This is a genomic window from Myxococcus xanthus (assembly GCF_006402735.1).
GTDB lineage: Bacteria > Myxococcota > Myxococcia > Myxococcales > Myxococcaceae > Myxococcus > Myxococcus xanthus_A.
Window position 1 is genome coordinate 5,166,553 of record NZ_CP017174.1, and the last position, 14,666, is coordinate 5,181,218.

The following is a 14,666-nucleotide window of genomic DNA, read 5'->3' on the forward strand; positions in this document are numbered from 1 at the left end:
TCATTTCGCCCGGCACCGCGCTCCTGTCCTGCAGCGGAAACGGACAAATCCAATTGGACCGACACGGACACTCAGGGAAAACACGTATACGCCCGCGTCATCTCCAGGATTCACCGGATACTGTCGTACAGCGGACGTGCGCGGCGGCTCAGCGCGGAGCGCGCCTGGCGAGGACCGCCTTCACGTCATCGAGCGAGAGGCCCAGGGGCCGGACAGCGACGAGCACGTGGTAGAGCACGTCCGCCGCTTCCTCCGCGGCACGTGACGGATCCGCGTCCGCGCACGCCGTCACCAACTCCGCGGCCTCCTCGCCCAGCTTCTTCAAGCGCAGGTTGCGGTCCTCCAGCAGGCGGCGCGTGTAGCTTGGAGGCGCATCATCGGGCCGCTCCACCGGTGCGGCGCGGCGAGCGAGCGTGTCATCCAGCGCGCTCAGCGCATCCCAACGGCCAGGGCCGAAGCAGGTCTCCGTCCCCGTGTGACACGCCGGGCCCGCCTTCTCCACGCGCGCGAGCACCGCGTCACCGTCACAGTCGGCGCGGAGCGCCACCACGCGCTGGACGTTTCCACTGGTGGCGCCCTTGTGCCACAGGCCGCGCGTGCGCGACCGGTAGTGCAGCTCCCCCGTGGCCAGCGTGCGCTCCAGGGCTTCCCGGTCGGCATGCGCCACCATCAACACGTCACCGGTGCTCGCGTCCTGCGTGACGACCGTCACCAGACCGTTGCCCTTCGCGAAGTCGAGCGCGTCCAGGTCGAACATCAGCGTGTCTCCACGGCGCCGAGCCGCTCCCGCACCACGCGCGCCATGGCCGCGTTGGTGGCGATTCCATTTCCGCCGAACGCGGTCCGCCGCCCCGTCCAGTCGGTGAACACACCGCCGGCTTCCTCGATGATGGGCTGCAAGGCCGCTCCATCCCAGGGGGACAGCAGCTCATCCACCATGACCTCCGCGCGCCCGGTGGCGACCAACAGGTAGCCGTAGCAATCCCCCCAGGTGCGGTCCACGGCCGCATCCCGCGCGAGCGCTCGCCAGGCGGCCCCGCGCTCCGGGTACACCGGGAAGCGCTCATCCGTGGACAGCACCACTGCCTGGGACAGCTCCGCCTGCGTGGACACGGCCGCGCGCTGGTCGTTCCAGAAGCAGCCCTGCCCCGGCGCCGCCACCAGCAACTCACTCACCGCGGGGAAGTACGCGGCCCCCACGAGGATGCGCTCACCTTCCGCCAACGCCACCAACGTGCCCCACAGGGGGACACCGCGGATGAACGTCTTCGTCCCGTCGATGGGGTCCAGGATCCACCGGCGCTTCGCGCCCGGACGCGTCTCGCCGAACTCCTCGCCCAGGATGCCGTCCTGGGGGAAGCGCGCTTCCAGCCACTCGCGCGCACGGGACTCCGCCGTGCGGTCCGCCACCGTCACCGGAGAGCCGTCCGACTTCGTGTCCACCGCGATGCCACCGCGGAAGAACCCCAACGCCGCGTCACCCGCCATCCGCGCCACCTCGGCGGCGGCCTGCATCAGATTTCCAGAGTCCGTCATGCCACGCTCCGAATGTGAAGGCCGCCCTCGCGGAGCAGCGCCTTGATGGCGCCCACCGTAGTGAGGCCGTCGTGAAGGATGCCCGCGACCAATGCCGCATCAGCGCCTCCCTCCTGGAACGCATCCCGGACGTGCGCCGCGCTGCCCGCGCCGCCCGAGGCGATGACGGGCACATCGACCGCCGCCGACACGGCCCGCGTCAACGCCAGGTCATAGCCCGTCCGCGCGCCATCCCGGTCGATGCTGGTGAGGAGCACTTCCCCTGCCCCTCGCGCCACGCACTCACGCGCCCAGGCCACCGCGTCCAGGTCCGTGGGCTTCCTGCCGCCATGGGTGTAGACGCGCCAGCGGTCGCCGTCTCGCTTCGCGTCGATGCTGGCCACCACGCACTGTGCGCCGAAGCGCTCCGCACACGCGGTGAGCAGCGCCGGATTGGCCACCGCCGCGGAGTTGATGCTCACCTTGTCCGCGCCCGCTCGCAGCGCCCGGCCCACGTCATCGACCGTGCGCACCCCGCCGCCGACAGCCAGGGGAATAAAGAGCTGCTCGGCGGTGCGCCGCACCAGCTCCCACAAGGTATCCCGCTCCTCGGCGCTGGCGGAGATGTCGAGGAACGTCAGCTCATCCGCACCCTCCGCTTCGTAGCGCCGGGCCAGTTCCACCGGGTCACCCACGTCGCGAAGTCCCTCGAACTGGACGCCCTTCACCACGCGTCCGCCCTTCACGTCCAGACAGACGACGAGCCGCCGCGTGAGCATCACTTCACCTCCAGGGACACGGCGCCCTTCATGCTGAACACCGAGCCGGAGTCCACCATGGCGTCCCGCAGCGCCAGCCCCAACGCCTTGAAGGACGCCTCCGTCGCGTGGTGGCTGTCCTTTCCGCGCAGCACCCGCAGGTGCAGCGTCACCCGGGCGTGCTCGCTGAACGAGCGCATCCAGTGCTCGTAGAGCCGGTTCTTCAACGGGCCCTGGTAATAGAAGCGCCCCCCCGCATCCAGGCAGGCCTGTACCAGCGCGTCGTCCATGGGAATGGTGCGCTCGGCGAAACGCGCGGCCGTGGCTGGAATCACCTGCTGCACCGCCGTGCCCAGCGTGATGGCCACGTCCTCCATCACATGGTGCGTGAGGTCCCCCCGCGCATGCAGCGAGAGGTCCAGCCCCGCGTAGCGCGCGAAGGTGGCCAGCATGTGGTCGAAGAACTTCAACCCCGTGTCCACGTTCGTGACGCCCTTGCCCGGCGACAGCTCCACCCGGACCTGCGTCTCCTTCGTCTCCCGAATGACAGTGGTCATCCCGCGAACTCCCGAGCGACTGCGCTCGCATCCAGCCTTCCGGTGTACAGCGCCATGCCAATGACGGCCCCGTATGCGCCCGCCGCCGCGAGGGCCCGCAGGTCCTCCAGCGTCGTCACGCCGCCCGACGCGTACAGACGGTGCCGGCTGGTGCTCGCCACTTCCCGCATCAACGGCAGGTCCACTCCCGACAGCTGCCCCTCCTTGTGGACCGCCGTCACGAGCAGGCCCGCCAGCGGCAAGGGCTTGAAGGCCGCAAGCACCTCCCGGATGTCGCGATGGCTTCCCTCCGTCCAGCCTCGCGTCACCACCTCGCGCCCCTTCACGTCCGCGGCCACCACCACCCGGCCGGGGAAGCGGTTCGCGATGTCCGCCAGCCAGCCGGCGTCTTCGATGGCGCGAGTCCCCACCACCACGAACTCGGCTCCGCCCGACAGGATGGCCTCCACCCGGTCGGAATCGCGCACGCCGCCGCCCACGGAGAAGGTGAGCCCTCGCTCGTAGGCGGTCAGCTGGAAGATGGCGTCCGAGTTGGAGCCCTTGCCCAGCGCCGCGTCCAGGTCCACGACGTGGAACGCGCGGAAGCCGTGACGGCGCCACTGCTTCAATGCCTCCAGCGGGTCCTCCACCCGGACCTTCTCCGCCGCGAACGAGCCGCCCACGAGCTGGACGCACGCGCCCTCGCGTAGGTCGATGGCTGGAATCGCAATCACGGCGCCACCTCCCGCAGGAAGGCCTGCACGAAGCGCACGCCCGCCGTGGAGGACTTCTCCGGGTGGAACTGCACACCCACCACCCGTCCCCTGCGCACCGCCGCCGGGAAGCGGTCCGCCTCGTGCGTCGTCCACCCCGTCACCACCGAAGCATCCGCGGCGCGACAGACGAAGCTGTGCGCGTAGTACACGGTGTCCAGCCGCGCACCCGCCAGCGTGCGTTCGTCCTCGACCTGGTTCCAGCCAATCTCGGGCACTCGCTTCGCTGCCAGCCGTGTCACCCGGCCCGCGAAGTAGCCCAGGCCGGCGCCCTGGCCTTCGTCACTGCCTTCGAAGAGCAACTGCATGCCCAGGCAAATGCCCAGGCAGGGCAGGCCCTTCTCCAGTGCCTCGCGCATGGCATCACGCCCCGGCTTGAGCCGCGCCACCGCCGCACCGAATGCGCCCACCCCCGGCAGCACCAGCACGTCGGTGTCCAGCGCACGCAAGGGGTCCTCCTGGACGCGCACCTCAGCGCCCGGCACCGTGGCCAGCGCCTTGGCCAGCGAGTGGAGGTTGCCCGCGCCGTAGTCGAACAAGGTGACTCTCATCGCAACGCCTCCCGCAGCGCGGCCAGCGCCGTCTCCATCAAGGGCCAGGGCCCCACACCGATTCGGAGCGCGTCGCCCACGCCCGTCAGCACCTGGAACGCCCGCACATTCACGTCCCGCTCGCGCAGCCGCTCCGCGACCGCCAGCGCACCTGGAAGTGGCACCATCAGGAAGTTGGCTTCCGATGGCAGAGGCGTCAGGCCCAACGACACCAACTCGCCGCGCAGCCGCTCGCGACAGGCGACGGCTTCCTCCGCACGGGCTCGCACCCAGTGTGCGTCACCATTCAGCACCGAGACGGCCACGGCCTCCGCGACACTGGTGAGCTTGTAGGGTCCGCGAGCCTTCTCGACCTCCGCCACCAGTTCGGGCGAGCCGACGCCCCACCCGACTCTCAGCCCCGCCAGCCCGAAGGCCTTGGAGAAGGTGCGCGTCACCAGGACATTCGACCGCCGTCGCGCCAGGTCGAGGAAATCCGTCCCTGGCGAGAAGTCCGCATAGGCCTCATCGATGATGACGATGCCGGGTGCGTCCTCGGCAACACGCTCCACCGCCGCCCGCGACAGCGCGGTGCCTGTGGGGTTGTTGGGCGAGCACAGGTAGATGACCTTCGCACCCGTGCCGAGCAGCGCGTCCGCATCCACGTCGAAGTCCGGCTTCAACGGTACTGGCACGGCCTTGAGTCCGTTCACCTTGGCAAACAGCGGAACCATGACGAAGGTCGGGTCCTGAAAGGCCAGCGTGTCCCCGGGCTCCAGGAAGGCACGCAGCGCCGAGTCGATGACGTCATCCGAGCCACAGCCCGTCGTTATTTCTTCGGGCTCAGCGCCAATGGACGCAGCCAATGCCCGGCGCAGGTCCTGGGCATGACCCCGCGGATAACGCGGTACGTGGGACACGGAGGTGGCAAGAACCCGCTCCACGGAAGGCGGAACGCCAAAGAGGTTGGTGTTGTCACTCAGGTCCACGCGGCACGGCCGCTTCGAAGGCGCGTACAGCGGAATGTCACGATACGAAGCCCGCCTGGGAATCATGGCCGCCCCCAGGCGCGCGCGGCGTCCGCGTGCGCGAAGAGACCTTCACTGTCGGCCAGCCGCCCCACGTCCTCCGCCAGAGACGCCGCGGCTGTGGGCGCGACGCGCTGGTAGGTGGTCCACCGGTAGAAGTCGAGCAGGTTGAGTCCCGAGTACGCCCGCGCCAGCCCCGCCGTGGGCAGCACGTGGTTGGAGCCGGTCATGTAATCGCCGTAGGCCACCGACGAGCGCTCACCCAGGAAGACGGTGCCCGCGTTGCGCACCCGTCCCAGGTCCTCCCGCGCCGACGCGGTGGCGATGAGCAGATGCTCCGGCGCGAAGTCCGCCACGAAGGGCCAGGCTTCCTCCAGGGACGCCACCGTCAGCACCGCGCCGCGAGAGCCCAGGGCCGACGTGACGATTTCCCACCGCTTCGCGCGCTCGGCCTGCCGCTCCACCTCCGCGGCGATGGCGTCCGCCAGCGCGTCGCCCAGCGCCAGCGTGACACAAGCCGCCTCCGGATCATGCTCCGCCTGAGCCAGCATCTCCCGCGCCACCGCGGCAGGGTTCGCCGTGTCGTCGGCCACGACCAGGATTTCACTGGGACCCGCGGGTGCTTCAATCGCCACCGCGCCCACCACCTGCAGCTTGGCCTCGGCCACATAGGCATTGCCCGGCCCCACGATGCGGTCCACGCGCGGCACGCTCTCCGTGCCATAGGCCATGGCCGCCACCGCGCCAGCGCCGCCCAGCGAGAAGACGCGGTCCGCGCCCGCCAGGGATGCCGCCGCCAGCACGCTGGGGTGTGGCAATCCATCGGGCCCCGGCGGCGAGCACACGATGACCTCGCCCACGCCCGCCACCTTCGCGGGCACCACGCCCATCAGCACGCTGCTGGGGTACACCGCGCGGCCTCCCGGTGCATACACCCCCACGCGGCCCAGCGGATCCGGCCGCCGGCCCACGAGGACACCGGGCTCGGTTTCGACCTCCACGCATTGCGGCTTCTGCGGCGCATGCGCCAGGGCGATGTTGCGGGCCGCTCGGGCCAGCGCGTCCCTGACCGATGGCTCCAATCCGGCGAGCGCCGCGGCACACACCTCTCGCGGAACCTCCAACGCCGTCAGCTCCACGCGGTCGAACTGCCGCGCGAGTTCGAAGAGCGCCTGGTCTCCTTCCGCTCGCACGCGGGCGATGAGCTCCCGCACGCGCAGCGCGACGCGGGCATCGGAGCCACTCGCCCGGTCCAGCAGTCGCAGGAGGTCCTCCCGAGCAAGAGCGGACAAAGGACCGCGGTACCTCAGGGTCGACGAAGCAAGGAAGGCCATCACGCCATCAACCTTTCAATGCGGGTGACGAGGATGCCCTCACAGCCCAATGACTTCAGCGCGTTGATGGTGCGGTAGATGGTCTTCGCCGGCACCACCGCGTGCACGGCCACGAAGTCACCGCCGTCCAGCACGTCCACCACGGTGGGACCATTGAGGCCCGGGAGGACTTCGCGCACCCGGATGAGCGAATCCTTCGGCACGTTGGCCATCAGGTAGCGCTTGTCGCGCGCCGCCAGCACCGAGCCCAGCGCCTGCTTCAGCTCGTCCAGCTTCCGCTGTGCGTCCACCGGATTGCCCTTGCACGCCACCAGCCGCGCGCTGGACTCCAGCACCGTGGCCACCTCGCGCAGGCCATTCATCTTCAGCGTGGAGCCGGTGGACGTCAGGTCCACGACGATGTCCGCGATGCCCAGGTGGGGCGCAATCTCCGCCGCGCCCGATACTGGGACCACCGCCACCCGCTGCCCGCGCCTGGCGAAGAACTCCTGCGTCAGCCGGGGGAAGCAGGACGCGACCCGCATGCCCTCCTTCACGTCCTCCGGCGAGGCGAAGCCGCCCTCCTCCCGCGCCGCCACCACCAGGCGACACCTGCCGAACTCCAGGTCCATCAGCAGGTCCAGATCACGTCCGGCCTCACACACCAGGTCCCAACCGGTGACACCCGCGTGCGCGGCGCCGTCCGCCACGAACTCCGGGATGTCCTGGGCGCGGACAAAGATGGCCTCGAACTCTCCTCCCAATGACGCGGTGAGCGCGCGCTCACCGCGGGCCCGCACCTCCAGGCCCGCGTCATTGAACAACTCCCGTACTTCGTCCGAGAGGCGGCCTTTGTTCGGCAGAGCAATCTTCAGCAGCATGGGGGACCTTCGAGACTGCGGGGAGACAACGACGCGGAAACGAAAAAAGGCCCGTCCTGGGAGGACGGGCCTTCGGTCGCTGCGGCAGGTGCCGAGGTGGGTGCGTCTAGCGTCTCACCCAGGCATGCGCATGGCGAACGGTCCCGTCGGGGCCGAGCCGATGATGCGCATGGTGATGGTGAAGGGACGCGAGGAGCATCGCAGCATGAGTAACGACAAAGCGCCCCGCCGTCAACCGGGCCCGGGGGAGAGCCCGCGCAACGCTTGCAAACACTCGCGCGGGCGAGCAGGAAGCGCCCATGCAAGTCGCGGACGTCATCATCGTGGGTGGGGGCATCATGGGCTGCGGCATCGCGCTGCGGCTGCGGCAGGCCGGAGTGCGCGTCGTCGTGTTGGAGCGCTCCATTCCAGGCGCGGAGGCCTCCAGCGCGGCGGCGGGAATGCTCGCGCCCCAGATGGAGTCCGACGGTCCGGGCGCCTTCCTGGAATTGTGCCTGCGCAGCCGCGGCCTCTATCCCGCCTTCGCCGCCGAGCTGCGCGAGCTGTCCGGAGTGGACGTGGCCTACCGGCCCTGCGGCATCCTCAAGGTCGCCTTCAACGAGGCCAGCCTGCACCACCTGGACGCCACGGTGGCGTGGCAGCGTGGCATGGGCCTCCGGGCCGAGTTGCTCGACGGCGCCGCGGCCCGCGCCCTGGAGCCACGCCTGTCCGCGAAGGCCGTGGGCGCCGCGCACTTCCCGGACGACCATCAGCTGGACAACCGGCTCCTGGTGCGCGCCCTGACAATGGCCGCCGCCCGGGTGGGCGCGGAGTTCCGCAGCGGCTACGTGCGCGGCGTGGTGCAGGAAGGCGGCCGCGCGGTGGGCGTGGACCTGGACGGCGAGTTGCTGCGCGCCGACGCGGTGGTGCTGGCCGCGGGCTCCTGGTCCGCCCTGGTCCACGGCGCCGGCGTGGAGGCCCGGGCGGTGCGACCCGCGCGCGGGCAGATGGTCCAATTCCAGACACGCCTGCCCCTGCTGGACCGCATCGTCACGTCCGAGAAGGGCTACCTGGTGCCGCGCGCGGACGGCCGGGTCATCGCTGGCAGCACCATGGAGCTGGTGGGCTTCGACAAGCAGGTGACCGCGGCGGGGCTGGCGCGCATCCTCGACATGGCCCTGGAGCTGTGCCCGGAGTTGGGCTCGGCGCCCGTCACGGAGACGTGGGCGGGCTTCCGGCCGTGGACCGAGGACAAGCGGCCCTACCTGGGTGAAGGCCCCGTTCCCGGGCTCTTCCTGGCCACGGGCCACTTCCGCAACGGCATCCTCCTGGCCCCCATCACCGCGAAGCTCGTCGCACAGGCCGTGCTGGGTGAGCGGCCCGCCGTGGACCTGGCCCCCTTCCGGTACGACCGCTCGCCCGCCCAACCCCGCACCTGACGCAACCCGACGTCAAGGGTGAGGAGTCGTCCATCTGCCTCCTCGGACGCAGGTGGCACGACAGGCGTCACCGGGGCCCGACCCGTCCCTGGGGCCGCGAGCGGACGGGCGGGCGGTCCCGGCGCCTGATTCAGAGGGACGGACAGGACGCTGAGCCTGCCTGTCCTACCCACCGCCAGGGGTCGTCCCCTCGCCAGGTCCCCCGATCGATCAGCCGTGAACCCTGATCCGATGGTAAATTCCCGTACTCGTTGGCCAATGAAACCCGGAAACCTCTAGACTCGCTCGCCGTGGAAGCCATCCCCCCTGCCCCACCCCGAATCCTCATCGTCGACGATGACGACTCCGTACGAGACGTCATCTCTGTCCTGCTACGTGAGGAAGGCTACAACTGCGTCGTCGCCAATGGGGCCGAGATGGCCCTGGACCTGGCGGGCGAGGAGGAGACGCCGCTCGTCATCAGCGACATGAAGATGCCGGGCAAGGACGGCCTCTGGCTCCTGGAGAACCTCCGCGAGCGGCTCCCCGACACCTCCGTCATCATGCTCACGGGCTACGGTGACACCGAGTCGGCCGTGGACTGCCTGCGCCGCGGCGCGGTGGACTACCTGCTCAAGCCACCCAAGCTCACGGACCTCATCCGGGCCATCGAGCGGGCGCTGGCCAAGCGCCGCATCGAGATGGCCCGCAAGCGCTACCAGAAGAAGCTGGAGCGCAAGGTCCGGGACAGGACGGCCGAGCTGCGCAGCGCCCTGCGCGACATCGCCAACACGTACCAGAACACGCTGCTGGCCCTGGTGGCCGCCCTGGACGCGCGCGAGCACGAGACGAGCGACCACTCCCAGCGCGTGGTCAGCTACACGTCCGCCATCGCGCAGCGCATGGGCATCCAGGGCAAGGAGCTGGAGGAGATCGGACGCGGCGCGCTGCTCCACGACATCGGGAAGATTGGCGTGCCGGACGCGGTGCTGCTCAAGCCCGGCAAGCTCACCCCGGACGAGTGGCTGGAGATGCGCAAGCACCCGGACATCGGCTTCCAGATGATCCAGGCCATTCCGTTCCTGGACACGCCCGCCTCCATCGTCCTTTCGCACCAGGAGCGCTGGGACGGCGCCGGCTATCCGCGCAACCTCCAGCGGCAAGAAATCCACATTGGCGCGCGCATCTTCGCCGTGGCGGACACGCTGGACGCGATGACGAGCGACCGGCCCTACCGCAAGGGCACGACGTTCACCAACGCCATCCAGGAGATCAAACGCTGCGCCAACACGCAGTTCGATCCGGAGGTCGTGCGGGCGTTCCTCGACATTGGCGAGGAGGGGCTGATCCGCATCAAGCAGGAGATGGCGACGAAGAAGCTCCAGCTCCCGCAGGCCGAGCAGGACGCCCATGACGCCGAGGCGGAGCTGGCCCGGCTCACGGATCTGGACGACGACGTGGACGCCGCCGTGCCTGGCCACTCCACCAGTGACGAGGACGAGCCCAAGTCCGCCGTCGTTCGTTCGGCGGCTGGCAACAAGGGGTGAGTCTGGCTGGAAGAGATGACCGCACGGGGGGGCGGCTGTTATGAGGACAGGTCCGCCGTGACGACGCCTGCCCCCCAGCCCCCGCCCTCCGTGCTGGCTCCGCCCCTGCTGGACGCGCAGGGGCGGCGGATGACGTACCTGCGGCTGAGCATCACCGACCGGTGCAACTTCCGGTGCAGCTACTGCTCGCCCGCCTCGTGGGGCGGCAAGCGGGACCTGCTGGGCCCCGAGGAGCTGGAGCGAATCACCTCCGTCTTCGCCCGCATGGGCATCCGCCGTGTGCGGCTCACCGGCGGCGAGCCGTTGATCCGCCCGGACATCCTCGACATCGCCCGGCGCATCGCCGCGGTGCCCGGCATCCAGCACCTGGCCATCACCAGCAATGCCAGCCACCTGGAGCGACTCGCCCTCCCCCTGCGCGAGGCGGGCGTCACCCAGCTCAACCTGAGCCTGGACACCCTCCTTGCGGAGACGTTCCGCCGCATCTCCAAGCAGGGGGATTTCGACGCGGTGCTGCGAGGCATGGACGCGGCGGCGGGCGCCGGTTACGCGTCCCTCAAGCTCAACGTCGTCATCATGCGGGGCGTGAATGACGAGGAAGCCCCCGCCCTGATCGCCTATGCGCACGCGCGCGGCTTCACGCCCCGCTTCATCGAGCTGATGCCCTTCGGTCAGGGCACGCCGGTGCCCACCGCGGAGCTGGTAGAGCGGCTCCAGGCGTCAGGACTGCCGCTGGAACCCTCGCCTGATGACACGGGCGACGCCGCCGGTCCGGCGCGCTACTGGCGTGCGCCCGGAGGCCGCGTGGGCTTCATCTCCCCGCTCACGCAGAACTTCTGCGGCAGCTGCAACCGCGTGCGCGTGGCGTCCAATGGCGACTTGCGCAGCTGCCTTGGCGGCCGGGCGCAGGCGCCGCTGCACCAGCTCATCCGCGGCGGCGCCAGCGACATGGAGCTGGCCGTGGCCATCCGCCGGGCGCTGGGCGACAAGCCAGAAGGCCACCGCTTCACCGAGCCCGGCAACGGCGCCACGCTGCTGTCCATGATGGGCATCGGCGGTTGAAAACACGACGGGCGGGCCCGCGCCTTCGCGCCTGGCCCGCCCGAGTGTTCCTGGACCGTTTCCGCCGGCCCCGCGTGGCGCGCTACTTCACCAGTCGAATGTTGACCGGGTACTTGTAGAGCTGACCCTCGTTCGCCTTCAGGCCCGCGATGATGGCGAAGACGATGGCGACGATGCCGACGATGGGCAGCAGGACGGCGCCAATGCCGATGCAAACGGTGATGGCGCTGACGAAGGCCGCGATGAACATCGTGATCTGGAAGTTCAGCGACTCCACGGCGTGGGCGCGGACGAAGGAGGACTCCTTGCCCTTCGTCAGCATCAGCACCAGCGGCACGGCGAAGCCCAGGCCCACGAAGTTGGCCAGGATGGTGCCCATGTGAGCGAGCAGCCCCATCGTCTTCTCATCCTGGGTCGGCATCGGCGTACCACTGACGAACGAACCCATTTGCTCCTGCGGCGGAGTCTCCATTGAAAATCCCCTCCAAAGATGTCTCGGGCGCGCACACCGCACCCAGCGGGGTCCACCATGACACGCGCCCGCTCCGATTGTCACGTCCAGGACAGGTGATCTGACGGGTCACCCGCCTAGCGGTACAACTGGCTCCCAGCCTTCTTGAATTCCTCGCTCTTCTCATCGAGCGCGGACTGAAGCGCGGCGTCGTCGCTCACGCCCTGCTTCGCAGCGAAGTCACGCACCTCTTGCGTGATCTTCATGGAGCAGAACTGCGGACCGCACATGGAGCAGAAGTGCGCCACCTTCGCGCCTTCCGCCGGCAGCGTCTCGTCGTGGAAGGCGCGGGCGCGCTCGGGGTCCAGCGACAGGTTGAACTGGTCCTCCCAGCGGAACTCGAAGCGGGCCTTGGACAGCGCGTTGTCCCGGGCCTGAGCCCCTGGATGCCCCTTGGCCAGGTCCGCGGCGTGGGCGGCGATCTTGTACGTGATGACGCCTTCCTTCACGTCATCCCGGTCCGGCAGGCCCAGGTGCTCCTTGGGCGTCACGTAGCAGAGCATCGCCGTGCCGAACCAGCCGATCATCGCCGCGCCGATGCCGCTGGTGAAGTGGTCGTAGCCCGGCGCGATGTCCGTGGTGAGAGGCCCCAGCGTGTAGAACGGCGCCTCCCCGCACACGGCCAGCTGCTTCGTCATGTTCTCCTGGATGAGGTGCATGGGCACGTGGCCCGGGCCTTCAATCATCACCTGCACGTCGTGCTTCCAGGCAATCTGGGTCAGCTCGCCCAGCGTCTCCAGCTCTCCGAACTGCGCCGCGTCGTTGGCATCCGCGATGGAGCCCGGCCGCAGCCCGTCTCCCAGGCTGAAGCTGACGTCGTACGCCTTCATGATTTCGCAGATCTCCTCGAAGTGCGTGTAGAGGAAGTTCTCCCGGTGGTGGGCGAGGCACCACTTGGCCATGATGGAGCCGCCACGGCTGACGATGCCGGTCAGGCGCTTCGCCGTCCACGGCACGTAGCGCAGCAGCACGCCCGCGTGGATGGTGAAGTAATCCACCCCCTGCTCGCACTGCTCGATGAGCGTGTCGCGGTACAGCTCCCAGGTGAGGTCCTCCGCCTTGCCGCCCACCTTCTCCAGCGCCTGGTAGATGGGCACGGTGCCGATGGGCACCGGCGCGTTGCGGAGGATCCACTCGCGCGTCTCGTGGATGTTGCGGCCGGTGGACAGGTCCATCACCGTGTCCGCGCCCCAGCGGATGGACCACACCATCTTCTCCACCTCTTCCTCGATGGAAGACGTGACGGCCGAGTTGCCGATGTTGGCGTTGATCTTCACCAGGAAGTTGCGACCGATGATCATCGGCTCCAGCTCCGGGTGGTTGATGTTGGCCGGGATGATGGCGCGGCCCCGCGCGATTTCGTCGCGCACGAACTCAGGCGTCATCACCCGAGGAATCGCCGCGCCCCACGACTGGCCCGGGTGCTGGGCCGCGAGCGAGGCCTCCACCTGGAGGTTCTCCCTCAGCGCCACGTACTCCATCTCCGGGGTGATGATGCCCTTGCGCGCGTAGTGCAGTTGCGTGACGTTGGCGCCGGACTTCGCCACGCGCGGCGCGCGGCGGTGGGCGAAGCGCAGGCCCGCAAGTCGCGGGTCCGCTTCACGTGCGCGGCCGTATTCGGAGCTCACGCCGGACAGCGCTTCAGTGTCGTTGCGGCCCAGAATCCAGGACTCGCGCAGCGCGGGCAGGCCCTGCCGCAGGTCGAGCTCCGCGGCCGGGTCCGTATACGGCCCGCTGGAGTCGTAGACGTGCACGGGCGGGTTGGCCGTCTCCTTCGCGTCCGGGCCGTGGCCATGGCGCGTGGGCGTCTGGCTGATTTCACGCAGGGGCACGCGCAGGTCCGGGTGCAGCACGCCGGATACGTACACCTTGCGCGAGGCTGGCAACGGGCCCCGGCTGATTCCCTCCAGCACCTTCCCGTCGACCTTCAGGCTTCTGGACGCTCCGCTCATCACGCATCTCCTCTTGAGAGGGCGGACGGGCTGACGGTCGGGGGGCAGCAAGCCTCCCGGGCCGCTTCCCTCCGCCGGTACTAACCGGTTCAGGTTCCAAGGGTTGGCCGGAACTACGGCCGTCTCAGCCCCTTCCGGGGCACCCCTAGCGACAGGGTGAGCATCTAGCGCACGGCGAGGCCGCCTTCAACCCGGCCGCGGGCGGAAGCGCTTGTCGACCGCGCAATGTCTGCGGAGCGCCAATCCTTCACGCAAACCTTGCGCGTCCAGAGGCAGGGAAACACCGTTCCCTGGGGCAGACCGGTTGGCCCCGGAGATGCAGTGATGAAGGGACGATAGACGTCTTCCACCCGCCAGGAGTACCGCCATGCAGATCGTCGGAGAGCTGATGACCCGTGACGTCGTCGCGCTCAAGGAAACGCAGAACCTGGCCAAGGCGGATGAGTTGCTCCGCCTGCACCGCATCCGTCACCTGCCGGTGGTGCGGCAAGACAAGCTGGTGGGCCTCATCACCCACCGCGACCTGCTGCGCGCCGCCGCCACCCACGCCACGGATCCGGCCGCGCAGCCGCTCTGGGCCGCGGACATCATGACGCGTGACGTGCAGACGGTACGCCCGGACACGCCGCTGCGCCGGGCGGTGACGCTGATGCTCGAGCACAAGTACGGCTGCCTGCCAGTGGTGGATGAGGGCGGCGTCCTCCAGGGCATCCTCACCGAGGCGGACCTGGTCCGCTACGCCCAGCACCTCATCGGAGAGCAGGACCGCCGGGAGTTGGCCGCCGAATACAATGCCTGACCCCGAAGCCAGCGCGTGAGTGGCGGACCCGCGTCCCCTCTCCGCCTGGCGCGCGTTCCCCACG

The 14,666-nt window shown here is 69.4% G+C and carries 15 protein-coding genes and 1 riboswitch; of the genes, 4 read left to right on the top strand and 11 right to left on the bottom strand.

The window, feature by feature from the left end:
- Positions 1–148: 148 nt before the first annotated feature.
- From hisIE to hisG, 9 genes are read right to left on the bottom strand one after another with little or no spacing between them, the layout of a single operon-like run.
- Positions 149–757, bottom strand: coding sequence for a bifunctional phosphoribosyl-AMP cyclohydrolase/phosphoribosyl-ATP diphosphatase HisIE (gene hisIE / locus BHS09_RS21225; RefSeq protein WP_140792650.1), 609 nt, complete (start codon positions 755–757; stop codon positions 149–151).
- Positions 757–1,536 (bottom strand): histidinol-phosphatase, encoded by a 780-nt coding sequence (hisN, locus tag BHS09_RS21230; protein WP_140792651.1) that lies wholly within the window; start codon positions 1,534–1,536, stop codon positions 757–759. Before hisN ends, hisIE begins: the two co-directional genes overlap by 1 nt.
- Positions 1,533–2,294, bottom strand: coding sequence for an imidazole glycerol phosphate synthase subunit HisF (hisF, locus tag BHS09_RS21235; protein WP_140798746.1), 762 nt, complete (start codon positions 2,292–2,294; stop codon positions 1,533–1,535). The genes hisN and hisF overlap by 4 nt, the downstream gene beginning before the upstream one ends.
- On the bottom strand, positions 2,294–2,830 hold the full coding sequence (locus tag BHS09_RS21240; RefSeq protein WP_140792654.1) for an imidazoleglycerol-phosphate dehydratase: 537 nt from the start codon (positions 2,828–2,830) through the stop codon (positions 2,294–2,296). The genes hisF and BHS09_RS21240 overlap by 1 nt, the downstream gene beginning before the upstream one ends.
- Entirely contained in the window at positions 2,827–3,543 is a 717-nt protein-coding gene (locus tag BHS09_RS21245; protein ID WP_140792656.1) for a 1-(5-phosphoribosyl)-5-[(5-phosphoribosylamino)methylideneamino]imidazole-4-carboxamide isomerase, read from the bottom strand. Before BHS09_RS21245 ends, BHS09_RS21240 begins: the two co-directional genes overlap by 4 nt.
- On the bottom strand, positions 3,540–4,133 hold the full coding sequence (gene hisH / locus BHS09_RS21250; protein ID WP_140798747.1) for an imidazole glycerol phosphate synthase subunit HisH: 594 nt from the start codon (positions 4,131–4,133) through the stop codon (positions 3,540–3,542). The genes BHS09_RS21245 and hisH overlap by 4 nt, the downstream gene beginning before the upstream one ends.
- On the bottom strand, positions 4,130–5,167 hold the full coding sequence (locus BHS09_RS21255; RefSeq protein WP_140798749.1) for a pyridoxal phosphate-dependent aminotransferase: 1,038 nt from the start codon (positions 5,165–5,167) through the stop codon (positions 4,130–4,132). Before BHS09_RS21255 ends, hisH begins: the two co-directional genes overlap by 4 nt.
- Complete coding sequence (gene hisD, locus BHS09_RS21260) at positions 5,164–6,474, bottom strand: histidinol dehydrogenase (protein WP_174259424.1); 1,311 nt, start codon at positions 6,472–6,474, stop codon at positions 5,164–5,166. The genes BHS09_RS21255 and hisD overlap by 4 nt, the downstream gene beginning before the upstream one ends.
- Positions 6,474–7,334, bottom strand: a complete 861-nt coding sequence (gene hisG / locus BHS09_RS21265) for an ATP phosphoribosyltransferase (RefSeq protein WP_140792664.1) — start codon at positions 7,332–7,334, stop codon at positions 6,474–6,476. The genes hisD and hisG overlap by 1 nt, the downstream gene beginning before the upstream one ends.
- A gap of 299 nt (positions 7,335–7,633) precedes the next feature.
- On the opposite strand from hisG, the gene thiO reads away from it, so the two are divergent.
- The 3 genes from thiO to moaA all read left to right on the top strand — a co-directional run bounded on the left by thiO (position 7,634) and on the right by moaA (position 11,340).
- Complete coding sequence (thiO, locus tag BHS09_RS21270; RefSeq protein ID WP_140798753.1) at positions 7,634–8,752, top strand: glycine oxidase ThiO; 1,119 nt, start codon at positions 7,634–7,636, stop codon at positions 8,750–8,752.
- Between the two features lie 290 nt (positions 8,753–9,042).
- A complete protein-coding gene (locus tag BHS09_RS21275) occupies positions 9,043–10,278 on the top strand; it encodes an HD-GYP domain-containing protein (protein WP_140798755.1) in 1,236 nt (411 codons plus the stop codon).
- Between the two features lie 57 nt (positions 10,279–10,335).
- Positions 10,336–11,340 carry a GTP 3',8-cyclase MoaA gene (gene moaA, locus BHS09_RS21280; protein ID WP_140798757.1) on the top strand — a complete coding sequence of 335 codons (1,005 nt, stop codon included), beginning with the start codon at positions 10,336–10,338 and terminating at the stop codon, positions 11,338–11,340.
- An 82-nt stretch (positions 11,341–11,422) separates the two neighbouring features.
- On the opposite strand, the gene BHS09_RS21285 is transcribed toward moaA, so the two are convergent.
- A complete protein-coding gene (locus BHS09_RS21285) occupies positions 11,423–11,788 on the bottom strand; it encodes a DUF4870 domain-containing protein (protein ID WP_237077302.1) in 366 nt (121 codons plus the stop codon).
- Positions 11,789–11,928: 140 nt separating this feature from the next.
- Positions 11,929–13,803 carry a phosphomethylpyrimidine synthase ThiC gene (thiC, locus tag BHS09_RS21290; RefSeq protein WP_140798759.1) on the bottom strand — a complete coding sequence of 625 codons (1,875 nt, stop codon included), beginning with the start codon at positions 13,801–13,803 and terminating at the stop codon, positions 11,929–11,931.
- 49 nt (positions 13,804–13,852) lie between these two features.
- A riboswitch (TPP riboswitch) is annotated at positions 13,853–13,960 on the bottom strand.
- Positions 13,961–14,170: 210 nt separating this feature from the next.
- Here thiC and BHS09_RS21295 point away from each other — a divergent pair.
- On the top strand, positions 14,171–14,602 hold the full coding sequence (locus tag BHS09_RS21295; RefSeq protein ID WP_140792676.1) for a CBS domain-containing protein: 432 nt from the start codon (positions 14,171–14,173) through the stop codon (positions 14,600–14,602).
- Positions 14,603–14,666: the final 64 nt, after the last annotated feature.